The organism is Gordonia sp. LMA484 (genome assembly GCF_058129505.1).
On the sequence record NZ_CM176700.1, the window covers coordinates 4,410,329 to 4,425,906 of the forward strand.

Below are 15,578 nucleotides of genomic sequence, written 5' to 3' on the forward strand. Positions count from 1 at the left end.
CTCTCCTCATCAGTTCTTCTGCATATTCCGGCTGCCGAACCGGGCACCGACATCGCGACTGTCGCTGCGGAACGAGACCGCCGCCTCGGCTTCGAGGCTCAACGCGTGCGACAACGACGATCCTGCCCCTTCTTTGAGCAGCCGCAACATTCGCTGGACGGCTCCCGGGTGTCCCTGGGCGATCTTGTGAGCGATCTCGAGCGTCCGACGCATCAGCGCGTCGTGTTCGACGACCTCGTTCGCGAGACCGATCGCAGCGGCGGTCGTACCGTCGATCGGCTCACCGCTCAGCACGAATTGGATCGCGGCAGGCAGGCCCACCATGCGTGGCAGCATCGCGCTGCCACCCCACCCGTTGAGCAAGCCGATCTGGGCGTGTGTGTCCGCGAACTCTGCGCGATCGGAAGCGATGATGAACGAGCAGTTCACCGCGAGCTCATAGCCGCCGGTGTAGCAGGGGCCGTTCACCGCGGCGATGACCGGCTTGGAGATCGCGCGGAGCACCTGTGCCGGCGTCGGCCCCTCCGTCCGCGGTGACGGCCCGGACAACGCCTCGGGGAGATCGACACCCGAGGAGAAGCTCGTCCCCGCACCGGTGATGACGACGACGCGAACGTCGTCGTCACCGTCGGCCCGCCACAGTTCCTTCTTGAGCGCCTTGCGCATCGCGCGGTTGATGGCATTGCGCCGATCGGGCCGGTTGAGGGTCAGGACGGTGACGGCATCGAGCCGCTCGACGAGTAGCGGCGCTTCGTCGGTCGACGGATCATCGTGCACTGCAACATCACTCATCGGGCGTCAGACCGCCTCAGCCCGGTCGACGAAGGTCTCGCGAGCCAGACCGAGCAGTCGGGATTCCGCCTCGAGCACAGTCCGGCGTACCACCTCACCCGCCGGCGGTATGTCGTTGATCAGCCCTTGGACCATGCCGACCGTCCACGTACCGAACTCCGCATCGCCCTCTTCGTACACCTTGCGTCCACGCGTTCCCGCGACGAGTTCCTTGACGTCCTTGAACCGTCCGCCCTTGTTCAGGATCTCGACCACTTCCTCGCTGATCGAGTTGCGCGACACCCGCATCGTGTTCCGTAGCTGACGGAAGATCAACTGGGTGTCGAGCTCAGAGGCCTCCACGATCCGCTCCTTGATGTTCTGGTGGATCGGACTCTCCTGCGTGCACATGAACCTGGTTCCCATGTTGATGCCGTCCGCCCCCAGCGCCAGGGCGGCAGCGAGCCCGCGACCATCGGCGAGACCGCCGGAGGCGATGAACGGAATCGACAATGCATCGGCCGCAGCAGGTATCAGGACGAGTCCGGGTATGTCATCCTCGCCGGGATGTCCGGCGCACTCGAATCCATCGATGCTCACCGCATCCACCCCGAGTGCCTGGGCCTTCAGTGCGTGGCGCACGCTGGTGCACTTGTGAATCACCTTGATGCCGTTGGCCTTGAGGTGCTCTACGTGCACCGTCGGGTCGGATCCCGCGGTCTCCACGATCGGTACACCCGAGTCGATGATCACCTGCCGCAACTCGTCGTACGGCGGCGGATTGATCGACAGCGTCAGCGTCAGATTGACGCCGAATGGCTTGTCGGTCATCGTCCGACATCTGGCGATCTCGCGCCCCAAGGCCTCCGGGGACGGCTGGGTCAACGCGGTGATGATGCCGAGGCCGCCGGCCTCCGAGACCGCTGCGGCAAGTTCGGCGCGGCCCACGTGCATCATGCCGCCCTGCACGATCGGATGTTCCACACCGAATTCCTCGGTGAACCGGGTTTTCAACATTGCTGCTCCTGGGTACAGGCCGACACGCGGGACAGGCGGCGATGTACAGTCGCTACGCCGCAGTTGCACTACGCTAACATAGTTATCTATGTTAGCCAAAGATTCGAGCTAGCATGTCGAGACGCTCGTAACAGGTACCCTTGGCTTATTTACCGAGTACTCATAGTCATCCTTGAAAGCGGTGGTGAAACGCATGGCCGAACAATCCGCAGTCGCCCCGGTCTTCGATCAGAGGCCGCTGTCGGGACGCGCGATCCGCACACCGAAGACCGCCGAGCTGGTCGCGGGCAAGCTCCGCCGCATGATCGTCGACGGCGAGCTGAAGGACGGAGATCATCTCCCCCACGAAGCGGAGTTGATGGAGCACTTCTCGGTGAGCCGTCCCACTCTGCGCGAAGCGGTTCGGGTGCTCGAGGCGGAGCGGCTGGTCGAGGTCCGTCGAGGGTCCCGCACGGGTGCCCGCGTGTGCGTCCCGGGACCGGAGATCGTGGCCCGTCCCGCCTCGCTGCTCCTGGAACTCTCCGGAGCCACGATCGAGGACGTCTTTGTCGCACGTGAGGCGATCGAACCCGCTGCGGCACGCATCCTGGCCGAGTCCGGCTCCGAGGAGGCCTTCGCCGAACTCGAGACGATGATCGACGAGGAGATCCCGGTCGCGTTCGCCGCTGGAGACTTCGGACCCGCGGCCGCCCGCTTCCACCTCCGGATGGTGCAGCTGTCCGGCAACGCGGCTCTCGCACTGATCGCGGGTATGCTGCACGAGATCTTCGAACGTCACACGACCAACGTTTCCCGCGACCGTTCGTTCGCCAACGCCGACGCCGGACAGGAACGCTATCGCCTGTTCGTCCGGTCTCTGCGACGGCTGATCAAGCTGATCCGTGAGGGCGATGGCGAAGCCGCCTTCGCACACTGGAACAAGCACATGACGACTGCTCGCGAGATGTCGCTCGCCGGCCACGAGTCCATCGAGGTCCGCGACATCCTCGACTGAATCCGCACCGCCGGGGTCACCCGCGGCAGACCTGCGCGTGCCACTCGACCGCCCGCCGCTCGAACTCTTGAAACGCGGACACGGCCCGAACCACGACCGCCTCCACCTGTTCCGGGTCGGAGTCGAGACACAACTGCAGGACGACGTGGTGCGGCCCGTCGACGGGCCGAAGTTCTTCGGCGAGATCGTGATCGATCAGGCCCACCGCGATCGCCGCCGCGCACGACTCGGCGAAGGTCGCCGGCGGCCGCGCGCCGAACCCCTGCACGACAGCGGTGTTCACATCGACGACCAGGTCGAGCAGGCTTGCCAGGATCCGCTCGATCACCAGCCCCGCGGTCGGATTGACCTCGAGCAATTCGACATCGACCGGGCCGAGCTTCTCCATCTGCGCAAGCGTGCGGCGAACCGAGATCAGGACATGCTCGATGCGCTCGGCGTCTGTTCGGGAGAACGCCGACACCGATGCTCGCGCCGCGATCTCCGTCAACTCGATCCCGGCAGGAAACCCGCCGGTACGGCTCTGCGCGGTGCGTTGAGAATCGTCGGTGCCCGCCATCATCCGACCATCGTCGAGTGATCGCGCGACAACGTCAACACCGTCATCCCGGTGGACGGATCGGCCGTCGGTGCATCCGGCAAACCATGCCCATCCCACCAGACGGTATGCGCGGTGGACGCTACGGACCCGCCACGACGACAGTGAATCGTAGTGTGGAATCGGCGTGTGCCTCGCTGTCGCCGAGAAAGCATCACCGTCGACGACAGTCTTGGAACGAGGATTCCCGATGAAATCACTGAGCGATCTACTCCGAAACACCTTGCAGCTGGGCTACGTTGCAGACGACCTCGATGCGGCCGCGGAGTTTCTCGAATCGAAGCTCGGGACAGTTCAATGCGTCAAGAGTTACCGGTCGTCGCTGGGTCACCCACTCGGCGACGCGACCACACCGCCCGCGCAGCCACCGGGTGTCGACGGTCCCCACATCGTCGTCGACGGCACACTCGCCGACGAATGGGTCATCGACGTCGCGCTGGTCAATGCAGGTCCGACCAACCTCGAGATCATTCGGCCGGTGAGCGGTCGAGTAGACCTGTATCGCAACGGAATTCGTCCCGGAACACCCGCCACCTTCCATCACGCGGGCTTCCGGGTGGACGACTTCGACGAGGCGACGGCGATCGTCGAGAAGAGCGGCCGCTCCTGGGCTCAGTACGGCGTCACCGGCGGCGTTCGTTTCGGGTACCTCGACCTCACTGCCGAACTCGGCCATTTCGTCGAAGTCATGGAGCTCGATGAGAACGGCGCGTCGGTGTTCACCAAGTTGGAGCACGCGTCGAACGCCGTCGCCTGATATCCGAAGCAGTCCTGGAGTTTCCGCTTAACCAGAAAGGTAGAAACATTGCAGAACAATGAGTCCGACGACGTCTACGACGTCATCGTCGTCGGTTCCGGTGCCGGGCTGGTCGGCGCCCTCGCCGCCGCGTCCCGTGGCCTGAAGACCATCGTCATCGAGAAGACCGATTTCGTCGGAGGCACCACCGCCTACTCGGGCTCGGGTCTGTGGCTTCCGGGCAACGCTGCCGAACGTCGTGCCGGTGTCGACTCGGGCCCCGACGAGGCCCGCCCCTACCTCGACGAGATCGTCGGCGACGACGCGCCGGCAGCCCTTCGTGAGGCATTCCTCGCGGCGGGCGCACCGATGATCGACGAACTCGAGCGCCATCCGCACCTCGGCCAGTTCTTCTGGCAAGGCGTCCCCGACTATTTCGAGAAGGCCACCAACGCGCTTCCGGCCGGTCGCACGATCTTCCCGCAGCCGCTCGAGCGCAAGGCTCTCGGTGATCTGGAACCGCTCGTGCGCCGGCCGCAGTGGGCCGAGCGCTCCGGCGAGGACCCGGGCGATGAGATGACCGGAGGGCAGGCCCTGATCGGCCGTCTGCTGCTCGCGTTCATGGCGACCGGGAACGGAACGGTCCGGACGAACAGCGGGCTGGACCGGCTCATCGTCGACGACGGTCGGGTCGTCGGCGTGGAGGCGACCTCTGACGGAGAACCGGTCACGTTGTCGGCGCGGCGCGGTGTACTTCTCGCCGCGGGCGGCTTCGAACGCAACCCGGAGCTCCGAAAGAAGTACCAGCCCGAGGCTCGCGCCGACTGGTCGCAGGGCGCCCCCGGTAACACCGGTGACGCACTCGTCGCCGGCATGGACATCGGTGCGGCGACCGAGCTGCTCGAGGAGGCATGGTTCGCTCCCGGGCTGATGATCCCGAACGACCGTCCGGTGTTCTATCCGTCTGTGTGGAGCGGTATCTGGGTGAATGCCGCCGGCGAACGATTCATGAACGAGCGACTTCCGTACGACAGGTCCGGTCACGAGATCCTCCGGCACCACCAGTCGTCCGATGTGTCACACATCCCGGTTCACTGGGTGTTCGATCAACGACAGTTCGACAACGAGCGCGCGTTCGCGTCGCCTCCGGTCGCACCGCAGTCGCCCGGATGGTTCCACGTCGACGAGTTCCTCGAGGCCGGCCTCCTGCAGAAAGCGGACACGCTCGAGGAGCTCGCCGAATTGATCGACGTGCCCGCCGAGACATTGGTCGCCACCGTCAAGCAGTTCAACCAATATGTCCACATCGGCACGGACGAGGCGTTCGGTCGTGGTGACGCGCCGTGGGATCGCATCATCACGCACATGTGCGGCTCCCACGAGGACGGGCCCAATCCGTGCATCGGCCTGATCGACCGTGCTCCGTTCTACGCGGCGAAGATCGCGCTCTCGGATCTCGGCACGAAAGGCGGCTTGAAGACCGATGACCACTCTCGTGTCCTGCACGAAGACGGGTCGGTCATCGCCGGTCTCTACGCCTCCGGCAACACCATGGCCCCGATGACGGGCCGGATCTACCCGGGCGCGGGAGGACCCGTCGGCTCGTCGATGGTGTTCTCGTACCTGGCTGCGCTCGACATGGCGGGCTCGGACGCCTGACGTAGGACCACCGCCCGCTCGCGAGGACTCCCCAGCCGAATGATTCGACTGGGGAGTCCTCGTTTCATGGGCTCGGCCACAGCCCGGGACGGTTGCCGGCGCGCGACGTCAGCGGTTCACAATTCCCGGTGCGCGTGCAGGTGCGCGCGCAGACGGAACGACGCCAGCTCAGCGTCCCCGCACACCACGGCGTCGACCAGTGCATCCAGTTCGTCTCGCTCGGCGGACGACCCGTCACCGAGACCGCATACGTCCGAGGAGTCAGGGCCCCCACATTCCTTCCACACCAGTGCGAGAACGGACCGGAACAGCCCCAGCACGGGATCGCCGCTGAGGTCGGCGATGCGGTCTCGCAGGCGCAGACTGCTGCGACGATCGTCTGCGCCGAGGGCGTCGGCAGCAACGGGCCCCGACCGCATGACGTACGTCAACACACCCAGCTCGAGCTCGTCGCGTACGGCGCGGAGATCCTCGATCGAGACGCCTCGATAGTCGAGATAGAGCGCGATCGTCTCGACCGTCGCCAACGGGTCAGGGGCGAGGACGACGAGCCCGCCGCCCGGTCCGCGACGCATCTGCGCGACGCGGTAATACTCGAGTATCCGGATCGCCTCGCGGAAGACGGAGCGACTGACGCCGTACCTCTCGACGAAATAGGCCTCGGACCCGACCACCTCTCCGATCTGGCGTCCCTCTTCGACGATGTCGTCGTGGATCCAGCCCGCCACATGTTCTGCGAGCTTCTTCTCGCGCGGCCGTTCGCCGGGGTCGGGATCCATCGGCCGGGTTGCGGTTCGCTCCCCCGGCAGCGGGGCGACATACATCCTCAGCCACGTCGTCGTGTCCTCCAGATGCGTGAGCATCTTCTGGTGGGCGAGGTATTTGTCGCCGGCGATGATCGCATCCGCGAGCTCGGAATGCAGCCGAGCCGCATGTTCGAGCTCGCCACTCCGGTCGTCGGTGACGGCGTAGGCGCGCTGCGTGTATGCGGCGGTCAGCCGTGACAACACATCGATGAACAGTTCGAGCAGTGGATTGCCGGACAGTTCGCCCACCGTCACGTGGAAGTCGATCGGCGGCCCGCCGTCACCAGCAGCACTCCTCCTGAGCTCCTGCACACCGCGTTCGGTCAACGTGTCGATGATCCGATCGATCGCCATCCGCTCGAACAGCGACCTCGCGTAGACCAGTTGATCCACGGTGGCACCGAGATACTCCAGCGAGATGACCAGTCCGCGAATCGAGGACCGTGGGTCCGGTACCGACACGACCAATCCGCCGCCGGGGCCCTGGCGCATCTGGGCTGCTTGCGAGTTCTCCAGCAGGCGCACTGCTTCACGCAGGATGGACCGAGATATCCCGAGCCGTTCACGCAGAGCCGTCTCCGAGCCGAGGACCTCACCGATCGGCCAGCCCCGGTCCTTGATCTCTTGTTCGAGTCGTCGAGCGACACCGACGGCGAGTCGCTGCGATCCTCCGCCAGAGGACTTTCGGTCCGCCTGCGGCCGCATACCCGAACTCCTTAACCCGTGCACGACAGCCCAACACGAATCGCGTGCACATCACCTAGGTGATCATCTTCCGCAACGCACCGAGCCGCAACCGGAGCAGTCCGGTGCCAGTCCGCCACGCTTTCCAGCGATCGTAGCCGTTGTGTCCGGTCGCACCGCGAAAGGATTGTGCGCACGCTCCCCGTGCTCGAGGACGTCAGCCGGGTCTGCCGGCGCGGCATCGCGGTGGCTGTGCTCGCCGCAGAGGTCGAGCACACGGCGCGGGCATCCTGCGGCGCGAGCAACTTCGATTCCATGAATACCGACGCTATCGGTGGGGCAGGCCGATTTCCCCATCCGATTCCGTTGGCCAGAATCACATTACAAATGGTGCGTCGACGTCATCGAACAACGACGCGCGACCCTGCCGACTGTCGGCTGTCGGCAGGGTCGCGCAGAGAAGCTCAACCGTCCTGGCGTTCCTTGTTCATCGTGAGGGCGATATCGATGATCATGTCTTCTTGCCCGCCGACCAGCCGGCGGCGGCCGGCCTCCATCAGCAGGGTGCGTACGTCGATCCCGTACCGTTCGCTGGCGGCCTCGGCGTGGCGCAGGAAGCTCGAATAGACGCCGGCGTAACCGAGAGTCAGGGTTTCGCGGTCCACGCGTACCGGGCGGTCCTGCAGCGGTCGGACCAGATCATCGGCGGCGTCCTGCAGGGCGAACACGTCGCACCCGTGCTTCCACTCCAGCAGGTCGGCGACGGCGATGAAGGCCTCGATGGGGCAGTTACCGGCTCCGGCGCCGTGCCCCGCCAGGGAGGCGTCGACCCGGGTCACACCGTTCTCGACCGCGACGACCGAGTTCGCGACCGACAGCGACAGGTTCTCGTGAGCGTGGATACCGATCTCGGTGCGCTCATCGAGGACGTCACGGTAGGCCAGCACCCGATCGCGGACCCCGGCCATTGTCAGGCGGCCACCGGAATCGGTCACGTACACGCAGTGGGCGCCGTAATCCTGCATGAGCTTGGCCTGACCGGCGAGATCGGCCGGTGCAGACATATGACTCATCATCAAGAAACCGGAGACGTCCATCCCGATCTCGCGCGCGGTGCCGATGTGTTGGGCGGCGACGTCGGCCTCGGTGCAGTGGGTCGCGACCCGTACCGACCGCACACCGAGATCGTAGGCACGCTTGAGGTCCTCGACAGTACCGACGCCGGGCAGCAACAGGGTGGTCAGGCGCGCGTGGGTGAGGTTCGCCGCGGCGGCCTCGATCCATTCCCAATCACTGTTGGAGCCCGGCCCGTAGTTGAGTGAACCACCGGCGAGACCGTCACCGTGGGCGACCTCGATCGCGTCCACACCGGCGGCATCGAGGGCGGCGACGATCTTCCCGACATCCCGCGGGGTGATGCGGTGGCGGACGGCGTGCATCCCGTCTCGCAGCGTGACGTCCTGGATGAAGATCGATGTCGGAGTCAGCGTTGTGGTCATCAGACGGCTTCCTTCTGCTCGTGCGAATGCGCAGCGATCCGCTCGGCCATCTGGAGCGCGGCCGAGGTCATGATGTCGAGGTTTCCGGCGTACGCGGGCAGGTAGTGGGCCGCGCCCTCGACCTCGAGGAACACCGACACGGTGTGTGTGGGTGTCGCCGAGCCCGGACCGACGAGGGTGTGGACCGGCTGATCCGCCGGTATCGCGTCGATCTGGACCTCCTGCTTGAGCCGGTAACCGGGAACATAGGCGGCGACATCGCCGACCATCTTGGTGACCGACGCGCGAATCTGATCCTGGGTGTCGCGATCGGTTGCGGTGACCAAGCAGAACACGGTGTCCCGCATGATCAGCGGCGGTTCGGCAGGGTTGAGGATGATGACTGCCTTGCCGCGTTGCGCGCCGCCGACGGATTCGATGGCATGCGAGGTGGTCTCGGTGAACTCGTCGATGTTGGCGCGGGTTCCCGGGCCTGCCGACTTCGAGGAGATCGACGCGACGATCTCCGCGTAGGCGACCGGGGTCACCCGCGACACCGCTGCCACGATCGGGATGGTGGCCTGACCGCCGCAGGTGACCATGTTGACGTTGGGGGCGTCGAGATGATCGTCGATGTTGACTGCGGGCACCACGAACGGGCCGATGGCCGCAGGGGTGAGATCGACCATCCGTTTGCCCAGCGGCGCCAACAGTGAACTGTTGTGTTGGTGAGCTTTTGCCGAGGTTGCGTCGAAGACGATGTCGATGTCGTCGAAGCCGGGCAGATTGATCAGACCGTCGACGCCTTCGTGTGTGGTGGGCACGCCGAGTCGGGCGGCGCGGGCCAGACCGTCGGAATCGGGATCGATTCCGACCATCGCGGCCATCTCCAGGTGCTGCGACGTACGCAAGACCTTGATCATCAGGTCGGTGCCGATGTTACCGGAGCCGATGATGGCAACTCTGGTTCGTGCAGTGTCATGACTCATGGTCGGTGACCTCCAGGTCAGGGGTGAAGGACGCGGACACCTCGCCGAGTCCGCCTATGGTGACGGTGATCTGAGCACCGGGATGTAGTGGACGCATGGGTCCGAGGGCGCCGGAGAGAATGATCTGTCCCGCCTCGAGCGGGTTGCCGAATTCGCGTGCTCGACGCGCGAGCCACGACAGGGCGTTGAGCGGATCTCCCAGGCAGTCAGCGCCGCTGCCGGAGGACACCACGGCCCCGTCCATGCTCATCGACATCGTCACATCGACCGGTTCGAACTCCGACAGCGACCGCCACCGGCTTCCGAGCACGAAGACGCCGCTCGAGGCATTGTCGGCGACCGTGTCGGCGAACGAGATGTCCCACTCGCGGATCCGGCTGTCCACGATCTCGATGGCAGCAACAGCCTCGCCAACGGCGGCGCGGCACTGTGCCACATCCAGGCTGCCGGTGGCCAGGTCGTCCACGAGGCGAAACGCGACCTCGGCCTCCGCCTTGGGCTGGAGCAGCCGCCCCATCGGGATGGTTGCACCGTCGGTGAATGCCATGTCGGAGAACAGGACTCCGAAGTCAGGCTGATCGACGCCGAGCTGTTGTTGGACCGCGGCAGACGTCGCGCCGATCTTGCGGCCGATCACCGTCCGCCGACCGTCATCGAGCAACGCATTGAACTGTTCCTGGACCCGATAGGCGGCGGCCACGTTGTCCGGACCGATCAGGTCGCGCACTGCAGCACACGGCCGACCGGTGCGCATCGCACCGGCAAGTCGCGCGGCTGCTTCGGCGACCACCTCGTCGTCGGTGGTCGTGCTGGCTACGGCATTGCCGTCACCGTGGGCGGTGGTTGCGGACACTGGGCCTCCTCCTTGCTGAGCGATTCACAGTGTGCGGGACAGGCCCATCGCCGAACAGTAAAGTGTTCCGGTGAGTGGACCGCCAAATTTCCTTCAGGGGGTGATCATGGCCGACGGGGTGCTCGATGAGCGGTCGATGCTCGGCCGTGTGATGCGGATTCTGGACGCGTTCGGCAGCGACGGGCGGGCGCTGGGGCTTTCCGAGTTGTCGCGGCGGACCGGTATTCCCAAGCCCACCGTGCATCGCATCGCCGGCGACCTCGTCCTCGCCCGCCTCCTGACCACCTCGCCGGAGGGGTTTCGTCTGGGCCGCGGGCTGTTCGAGTTGGGTATGCGCGCCGCCGCGGAACGCTCCGTCCTCGAGGTCGCGGTGCCGTTCATGCAGGATCTCCTTGCGCGGACCCAGGAAACGGTGCACCTCGGCGTTCTTGACGGCGATGAGGTGGTCTACATCAGCAAACTCGGCGGACACCGCCAGGCATCGGTTCCGTCGCGTCTTGGTGGCCGAATGCCGTTGCACTGCACAGCTATCGGAAAGTCACTGCTGGCCCATTCTGGGCGTGAGACGATCGATCGCGTCCTGTCACAGCCGTTGGAGCGCCGCACCCGACACACCATCGTGGCCGCCGGCCTGCTCCGCACTCAGCTCGAGCAGGTGATCGAGCAGGGGGTGGCGTACGAGAACGAAGAGTCGACACTGGGCGTGGTCTGTATCGCCGCCCCGATTTTGGGTGTCGACGGCACCCCATTGGCCGCGATCTCCGCGACCGGTCCGGCGACGCGCTTTCGGCCGAGCGCGCACGCCACATCGGTGCGAGCAGCGGCGAATGGCGCGGCGTCGATCCTGGCCCGGCGGGAGCACGCGCAGACGACCGATGTGTGAGATCCGCGCGGTTGCCGGGCTCGTACCGGTCACGAACGCGGCCGCGTCAGAGGCCAAGCCTTCTGGACATCCGCTTCACGGCAAATCATAAAATTAGACCGTTCGGTACATTAAATGAGCTATGCTCGGATTGCCATCACAGCGATCCCGCAGTCCGCGGTAGCACGACGTGTCGTGCACGATCCAGAGCGAGAGGAAACACGATGACTGATCTGAGGTTCGACGGCCGGGTCGCCGTCGTCACCGGTGCCGGACGAGGCCTCGGCAGAGCGTATGCACGCCTGCTGGCCGAGCTCGGAGCCAGCGTAGTGGTCAACGATCTCGGGTCCTCGATGGAGGGAGACGGTTCGGATGCCGGCCCCGCGTCCCTGGTGGTGGACGAGATCGTCAACGCCGGCGGCGTCGCGGTGTCCGACATCAACGACATCTCCACCACCGCCGGCGCAGAGGCTCTCATCGATCGTGCGGTCTCCGAGTTCGGCACGATCGACATCCTGGTCAACAATGCCGGAATCGTACGCTACGGCACGCTCCCCGAACTCGACGTCGATCATGTGGCAAGTCATCTCGACGTCCACCTGCTCGGCTCATTCAACACCATGCGGGCCGCCTGGCCGCACTTCGTCGCAAAGGGTTATGGCCGCGTGGTGCACACCACCTCGAGCGGCATCTTCGGCCTCGAGAACAACCTCCCGTACGCGGCAGCCAAGGCTGGCACCATCGGTATGGCGCGCAGCGCGCGCCTGGCCGGCGAACCGCACAACATCAAGATCAATCTGATCGCACCGGCCGCGCAGACTCGCATGGCCGGTGGCGACCCGCTCGGTGAACAACCCGAGCAGGCACACGAGGAATCGTTCATGCCGCCATCGGCGGTGGCTCCGATGGTCGCCGTGCTGAGCCACGAGAGTTGCCCGGTCAGCGGCGAGATCTACGCGGCCGGTGCGGGTCGCTTCGCGCGCGTTTTCATCGGACACACCCAGGGATATCTCGCCACGGAGACCGCAACGGCCGACGACGTGCTGGCGCATTGGGACGAGATCAACGACGAGAACGGGTATTACGTGCCGGCCGACCTGATGTCATGGTCGGGAGACTTCCTCACCCATCTGTTTGCGCCGAACGCCGCGGCCACGCAGTCCTGATCATGCTCCGTCTGCCCGTGGGGCGCAGTCCCGGTTCCGGACTCCGCCCCCGGCAACGGATGGACGGGCGATCGACTCAGTGGTCCAGCCCACGTTCCCGTTACACGGCGAGCACCGACCGTCCGAAGTCGACTTCCTCGTCGATGCCGACGGCCGGCTCCTCGCCGGCGGAAACGCCGTGCAGAAAAAGGCGACAATAGAATTCGGCGAGATCTGCCACGATCAGTTCCCGCCGCCCAACCCACTGATATGTGTAGTTGTGCAGGTTGAGGAAGGCCAGGGTGGCCAGCTCGAGGTCGTCCACATCGATCTGCCCCAGGATCGCTCCGTCTTGCAGGATCCTGCGGATCTGCCCCTCGAATCGCGCCCGCTTCTCACGAAAGTGCTCTCGGCGTTCGCCTTCCAGATGCCGATGGTCATGCAGGAAGACACGTACGTGATCGGGGCGGTGAATGATCTGCCGCAGCAACGACTCCGAGATGAGCTGGAGACGTGCGGGAAAGCTGAGATCCAGCGCGACCACGGCCGATCCCTCCACCAGCAACGGGTCCAGGACCTTGTCGTGGATCGCTCCGAGCAGTTCTTCCTTTGATCCGATGTAGTAGTACAACGCACCCCGGGCCAGCCCGGCCGCCTCGCCGATGTCGGCGACCCCGGTGGCCGCGTACCCGTTGCGGGAGAACAACTCCACCGCGACCTCGACGATGTGCTGACGCTTCTCGTGGTAACGATCGGTCTTGTGTCGATCTCGCCGAGGCGCCGACGGCATGCGGTTTCCTTTCATCACAATGCGCTCTCCGATGGAAACAGGGCGGGTGCACGTGGATCGTGTCCATCTGCACCCGCCCTGCGGTCTTTGGTGATCAGCCGATCACACTGTGGCGATCGGCGTGAGGGGGCATCCCATGACACCCGGAAGATTCAACGGCGGAGCGGTGAGGCGGAATCGGCTGCGCCCGTTCTCGTGCAGCCACTTCGCCAGGTCGTTGAGGTACCACAGTTCACCGAGTGGAACGCCGAGTCGGAACAAGCAGAGATTGTGGATCGGAAGAAGCGTATGCGGCTCGGCGCTCTGCGGCGCCCAGCCCTCGACCGCATAGTTGTCGGCGACCAGTGCCGAGATCTGCGAATCGATGATCCACTGCAGTAGGTCGTCGTCGCTCGCGTCGAGGTAGGCGTGCATCGCCTGGATCTTCTCGGGATCGGGATTGCGCTCCCATTCCAGGATCTGGGTGGCAAAGCCGGTGTGGATCAGCAGCATGTCACCCGGCTCGACCACCACGTTGTCGGCGGCCATGATGTCCTTCAGCGTCGCCAGGTTGACCGGCTGCCAATCATCACCCAGGTGGCGACGCACATCGATCAGCACACCCCGACCCTGGACACCATGCTCGGCCATGTGCTCCAGGCCGAGGTGCTTGTTGAAACTGACACTTCCACTTCCGTCGCCCTTGGCGTCCTCCTGTGGACCGATGATGTGCTCTCCTGGACGAAACCCGTTGTAGTAGACCGGCTCCGCCTCGCCGTCACCGTCGGCGTCGAACAGCGCGCCCTGGTGCGCAAGCGCATCCCACTGCGTCGAGTACTGGAGCCACAGGGTGACCTGATCGTCGCCCCACACGTCGATCAGCGACGAGTCGATCGCGTCGCGGGCGACCACGTTGAAGAAGGTGTCCTGGTTGTACTGCAGATCCTCGGTGGGCTTGAGAATCGGCGGGTACCGCCGTTGGTTCAGCGAGGTACCGCCCGGGTAGTCCAGCGGGAGACTCAGACTGAAGGTCTGGCCGGTCTGGACTTCGCGGATGCCCTGCAGCACCTTCTCGGGCGTGAGTAGATTGATTCGGCCGAGCTCGTCGTCTTCGCCCCAGTCGCCCCAGGTCGAGTTCTCCGGGCGCTGCTTCCACCGTTTGGTCACAGTTATCCTCCTCGTCTCCACAGTCTCCGGTGACTGGTGTCACACACCCTACGTTATAATGTACCGACCGGTCAATTATTCCGGTCGCGCACTTCTGACCAGACTTTCGCGAAATACCTTGCTGAATCTTACTATTCTCCTTTCGCCTGATCTGACGATCTCGTAGACTGATCGGTCGGAACAACTATTTCTCCCACTTCTCTCGAAAGGGGCGTCGTGATCACACAGACTCACGCCGAGGTTGCCGCCGCCGTGCGGTCGGTCATCGGAGCACATACCCAGGCGCAGGACGCCGGCCAGACCGATGGGGTAGCCGCACTGTATGCCGCAGAAGCGGTCCTGGAGGTACCGGGCGGGGAACCCATCACCGGCCGGGCGGCGATCCGCGAGGCCTTCGCGGGCTGGGCACCCACCACCCCGCAGAAACATCTGGTCGGCAACACAGCCATCAGCGTCGACGGGGACACGGTTCGAGCGATCAGCGATGTCGTGTTCTTCCAGCGCACAGACACGGGTTGGGCGCCCCTCATCGTCGGTCGCTACGACGACACCTTCGTACTCGTCGAAGACGCGTGGCAGATCGTGCGCCGTTCGACCACTTACCAGATGTGACATCGCAGCCCCCACACCAAAGGACCTGACATGAGCAATTCTTCCAGCGCGGACACCATTTACGGGGTCCACAACACGATCGCGGAATATGCACACGCGCTCGACGATGGGCGGGCCGACGACGTCGCCGCACTCTTCTGTATCGACGGAGTATCCGACATCAGTGCTGTCGGTCGCTACGAGGGCCGCGAGGAGATCCGCGCCGGCTATGCGGGTCTGGCGCCGACCTCTCCACAGCGCCACCTGGTCTCCAACGTGGTCGTGACCCCACTCGGCGCCGGCGAGGCACGCGCCTCGAGTGATTTCCTGTTCCTGGCACGCGGGGAAGCCGGCTGGGCGGCCGTGGTCGCCGGCCATTACGACGATGACCTGCACCTCGACGAGGCCGACGGCCGATGGCGATTCCATCGCCGTGCCACCTCATATGTGATGTGAGCA

16 protein-coding genes are annotated in these 15,578 nt (G+C 65.0%); 7 read left to right on the plus strand and 9 right to left on the minus strand.

The window, feature by feature from the left end; all coding sequences use genetic code 11:
• Positions 1 to 9: 9 nt before the first annotated feature.
• On the minus strand, positions 10 to 792 hold the full coding sequence (locus AC4AMJ_RS19540) for an enoyl-CoA hydratase-related protein (RefSeq protein ID WP_489914107.1): 783 nt from the start codon (positions 790 to 792) through the stop codon (positions 10 to 12).
• Between the two features lie 6 nt (positions 793 to 798).
• A complete protein-coding gene (locus AC4AMJ_RS19545) occupies positions 799 to 1,788 on the minus strand; it encodes an NAD(P)H-dependent flavin oxidoreductase (protein ID WP_489914109.1) in 990 nt (329 codons plus the stop codon).
• Between the two features lie 193 nt (positions 1,789 to 1,981).
• Here AC4AMJ_RS19545 and AC4AMJ_RS19550 point away from each other — a divergent pair, with 193 nt between their 5' ends.
• On the plus strand, positions 1,982 to 2,782 hold the full coding sequence (locus AC4AMJ_RS19550) for a FadR/GntR family transcriptional regulator (RefSeq protein WP_489914111.1): 801 nt from the start codon (positions 1,982 to 1,984) through the stop codon (positions 2,780 to 2,782).
• A gap of 16 nt (positions 2,783 to 2,798) precedes the next feature.
• Here AC4AMJ_RS19550 and AC4AMJ_RS19555 read toward each other — a convergent pair whose 3' ends face one another.
• Positions 2,799 to 3,344, minus strand: a complete 546-nt coding sequence (locus AC4AMJ_RS19555; protein WP_489914113.1) for a hypothetical protein — start codon at positions 3,342 to 3,344, stop codon at positions 2,799 to 2,801.
• Positions 3,345 to 3,570: 226 nt separating this feature from the next.
• On the opposite strand from AC4AMJ_RS19555, the gene AC4AMJ_RS19560 reads away from it, so the two are divergent.
• Positions 3,571 to 4,137 (plus strand): VOC family protein, encoded by a 567-nt coding sequence (locus AC4AMJ_RS19560; protein WP_489914115.1) that lies wholly within the window; start codon positions 3,571 to 3,573, stop codon positions 4,135 to 4,137.
• A gap of 48 nt (positions 4,138 to 4,185) precedes the next feature.
• Entirely contained in the window at positions 4,186 to 5,775 is a 1,590-nt protein-coding gene (locus tag AC4AMJ_RS19565) for an FAD-dependent oxidoreductase (RefSeq protein WP_489914117.1), read from the plus strand.
• Positions 5,776 to 5,891: 116 nt separating this feature from the next.
• On the opposite strand, the gene AC4AMJ_RS19570 is transcribed toward AC4AMJ_RS19565, so the two are convergent.
• From AC4AMJ_RS19570 to AC4AMJ_RS19585, 4 genes are all read right to left on the minus strand, one after another.
• Positions 5,892 to 7,286, minus strand: a complete 1,395-nt coding sequence (locus AC4AMJ_RS19570) for a FadR/GntR family transcriptional regulator (RefSeq protein WP_489914119.1) — start codon at positions 7,284 to 7,286, stop codon at positions 5,892 to 5,894.
• A gap of 443 nt (positions 7,287 to 7,729) precedes the next feature.
• Positions 7,730 to 8,764, minus strand: a complete 1,035-nt coding sequence (dmpG, locus tag AC4AMJ_RS19575; protein ID WP_489899456.1) for a 4-hydroxy-2-oxovalerate aldolase — start codon at positions 8,762 to 8,764, stop codon at positions 7,730 to 7,732.
• On the minus strand, positions 8,764 to 9,732 hold the full coding sequence (locus AC4AMJ_RS19580) for an acetaldehyde dehydrogenase (acetylating) (protein ID WP_489899455.1): 969 nt from the start codon (positions 9,730 to 9,732) through the stop codon (positions 8,764 to 8,766). The genes dmpG and AC4AMJ_RS19580 overlap by 1 nt, the downstream gene beginning before the upstream one ends.
• On the minus strand, positions 9,722 to 10,585 hold the full coding sequence (locus AC4AMJ_RS19585) for a 2-keto-4-pentenoate hydratase (RefSeq protein ID WP_489914121.1): 864 nt from the start codon (positions 10,583 to 10,585) through the stop codon (positions 9,722 to 9,724). Before AC4AMJ_RS19585 ends, AC4AMJ_RS19580 begins: the two co-directional genes overlap by 11 nt.
• Before the next feature lie 106 nt (positions 10,586 to 10,691).
• Between AC4AMJ_RS19585 and AC4AMJ_RS19590 the strand changes: the two genes are divergently transcribed.
• Complete coding sequence (locus AC4AMJ_RS19590) at positions 10,692 to 11,468, plus strand: IclR family transcriptional regulator (protein ID WP_489918471.1); 777 nt, start codon at positions 10,692 to 10,694, stop codon at positions 11,466 to 11,468.
• 203 nt (positions 11,469 to 11,671) lie between these two features.
• The gene (locus tag AC4AMJ_RS19595) at positions 11,672 to 12,613 is read left to right on the plus strand and encodes an SDR family NAD(P)-dependent oxidoreductase (protein ID WP_489914123.1); all 942 of its coding nucleotides are present in this window, start codon (positions 11,672 to 11,674) and stop codon (positions 12,611 to 12,613) included.
• A 100-nt stretch (positions 12,614 to 12,713) separates the two neighbouring features.
• On the opposite strand, the gene AC4AMJ_RS19600 is transcribed toward AC4AMJ_RS19595, so the two are convergent.
• Positions 12,714 to 13,382: a TetR/AcrR family transcriptional regulator gene (locus AC4AMJ_RS19600; RefSeq protein WP_489914125.1), complete on the minus strand. Its 669-nt coding sequence runs from the start codon at positions 13,380 to 13,382 to the stop codon at positions 12,714 to 12,716.
• 102 nt (positions 13,383 to 13,484) lie between these two features.
• A complete protein-coding gene (locus AC4AMJ_RS19605; RefSeq protein WP_489914127.1) occupies positions 13,485 to 14,528 on the minus strand; it encodes a cyclase family protein in 1,044 nt (347 codons plus the stop codon).
• 216 nt (positions 14,529 to 14,744) lie between these two features.
• Between AC4AMJ_RS19605 and AC4AMJ_RS19610 the strand changes: the two genes are divergently transcribed.
• Positions 14,745 to 15,140, plus strand: coding sequence for a nuclear transport factor 2 family protein (locus tag AC4AMJ_RS19610; protein ID WP_489914129.1), 396 nt, complete (start codon positions 14,745 to 14,747; stop codon positions 15,138 to 15,140).
• A 30-nt stretch (positions 15,141 to 15,170) separates the two neighbouring features.
• A complete protein-coding gene (locus AC4AMJ_RS19615) occupies positions 15,171 to 15,575 on the plus strand; it encodes a nuclear transport factor 2 family protein (protein ID WP_489914131.1) in 405 nt (134 codons plus the stop codon).
• Positions 15,576 to 15,578: the final 3 nt, after the last annotated feature.

Excerpts from the sequence above, each read along its gene's own strand:
- AC4AMJ_RS19600 (WP_489914125.1), bottom strand. The coding sequence starts at position 13,382 with ATGCCGTCGGCGCCTCGGCGAGATCGACACAAGACCGATCGTTACCAC.
- AC4AMJ_RS19545 (WP_489914109.1), bottom strand. The coding sequence starts at position 1,788 with ATGTTGAAAACCCGGTTCACCGAGGAATTCGGTGTGGAACATCCGATC.
- AC4AMJ_RS19540 (WP_489914107.1), bottom strand. The coding sequence starts at position 792 with ATGAGTGATGTTGCAGTGCACGATGATCCGTCGACCGACGAAGCGCCG.
- AC4AMJ_RS19570 (WP_489914119.1), bottom strand. The coding sequence starts at position 7,286 with ATGCGGCCGCAGGCGGACCGAAAGTCCTCTGGCGGAGGATCGCAGCGA.
- AC4AMJ_RS19555 (WP_489914113.1), bottom strand. The coding sequence starts at position 3,344 with ATGATGGCGGGCACCGACGATTCTCAACGCACCGCGCAGAGCCGTACC.
- AC4AMJ_RS19615 (WP_489914131.1), top strand. The coding sequence starts at position 15,171 with ATGAGCAATTCTTCCAGCGCGGACACCATTTACGGGGTCCACAACACG.
- AC4AMJ_RS19580 (WP_489899455.1), bottom strand. The coding sequence starts at position 9,732 with ATGAGTCATGACACTGCACGAACCAGAGTTGCCATCATCGGCTCCGGT.
- AC4AMJ_RS19560 (WP_489914115.1), top strand. The coding sequence starts at position 3,571 with ATGAAATCACTGAGCGATCTACTCCGAAACACCTTGCAGCTGGGCTAC.
- AC4AMJ_RS19595 (WP_489914123.1), top strand. The coding sequence starts at position 11,672 with ATGACTGATCTGAGGTTCGACGGCCGGGTCGCCGTCGTCACCGGTGCC.
- AC4AMJ_RS19550 (WP_489914111.1), top strand. The coding sequence starts at position 1,982 with ATGGCCGAACAATCCGCAGTCGCCCCGGTCTTCGATCAGAGGCCGCTG.
- dmpG (WP_489899456.1), bottom strand. The coding sequence starts at position 8,764 with ATGACCACAACGCTGACTCCGACATCGATCTTCATCCAGGACGTCACG.
- AC4AMJ_RS19590 (WP_489918471.1), top strand. The coding sequence starts at position 10,692 with ATGGCCGACGGGGTGCTCGATGAGCGGTCGATGCTCGGCCGTGTGATG.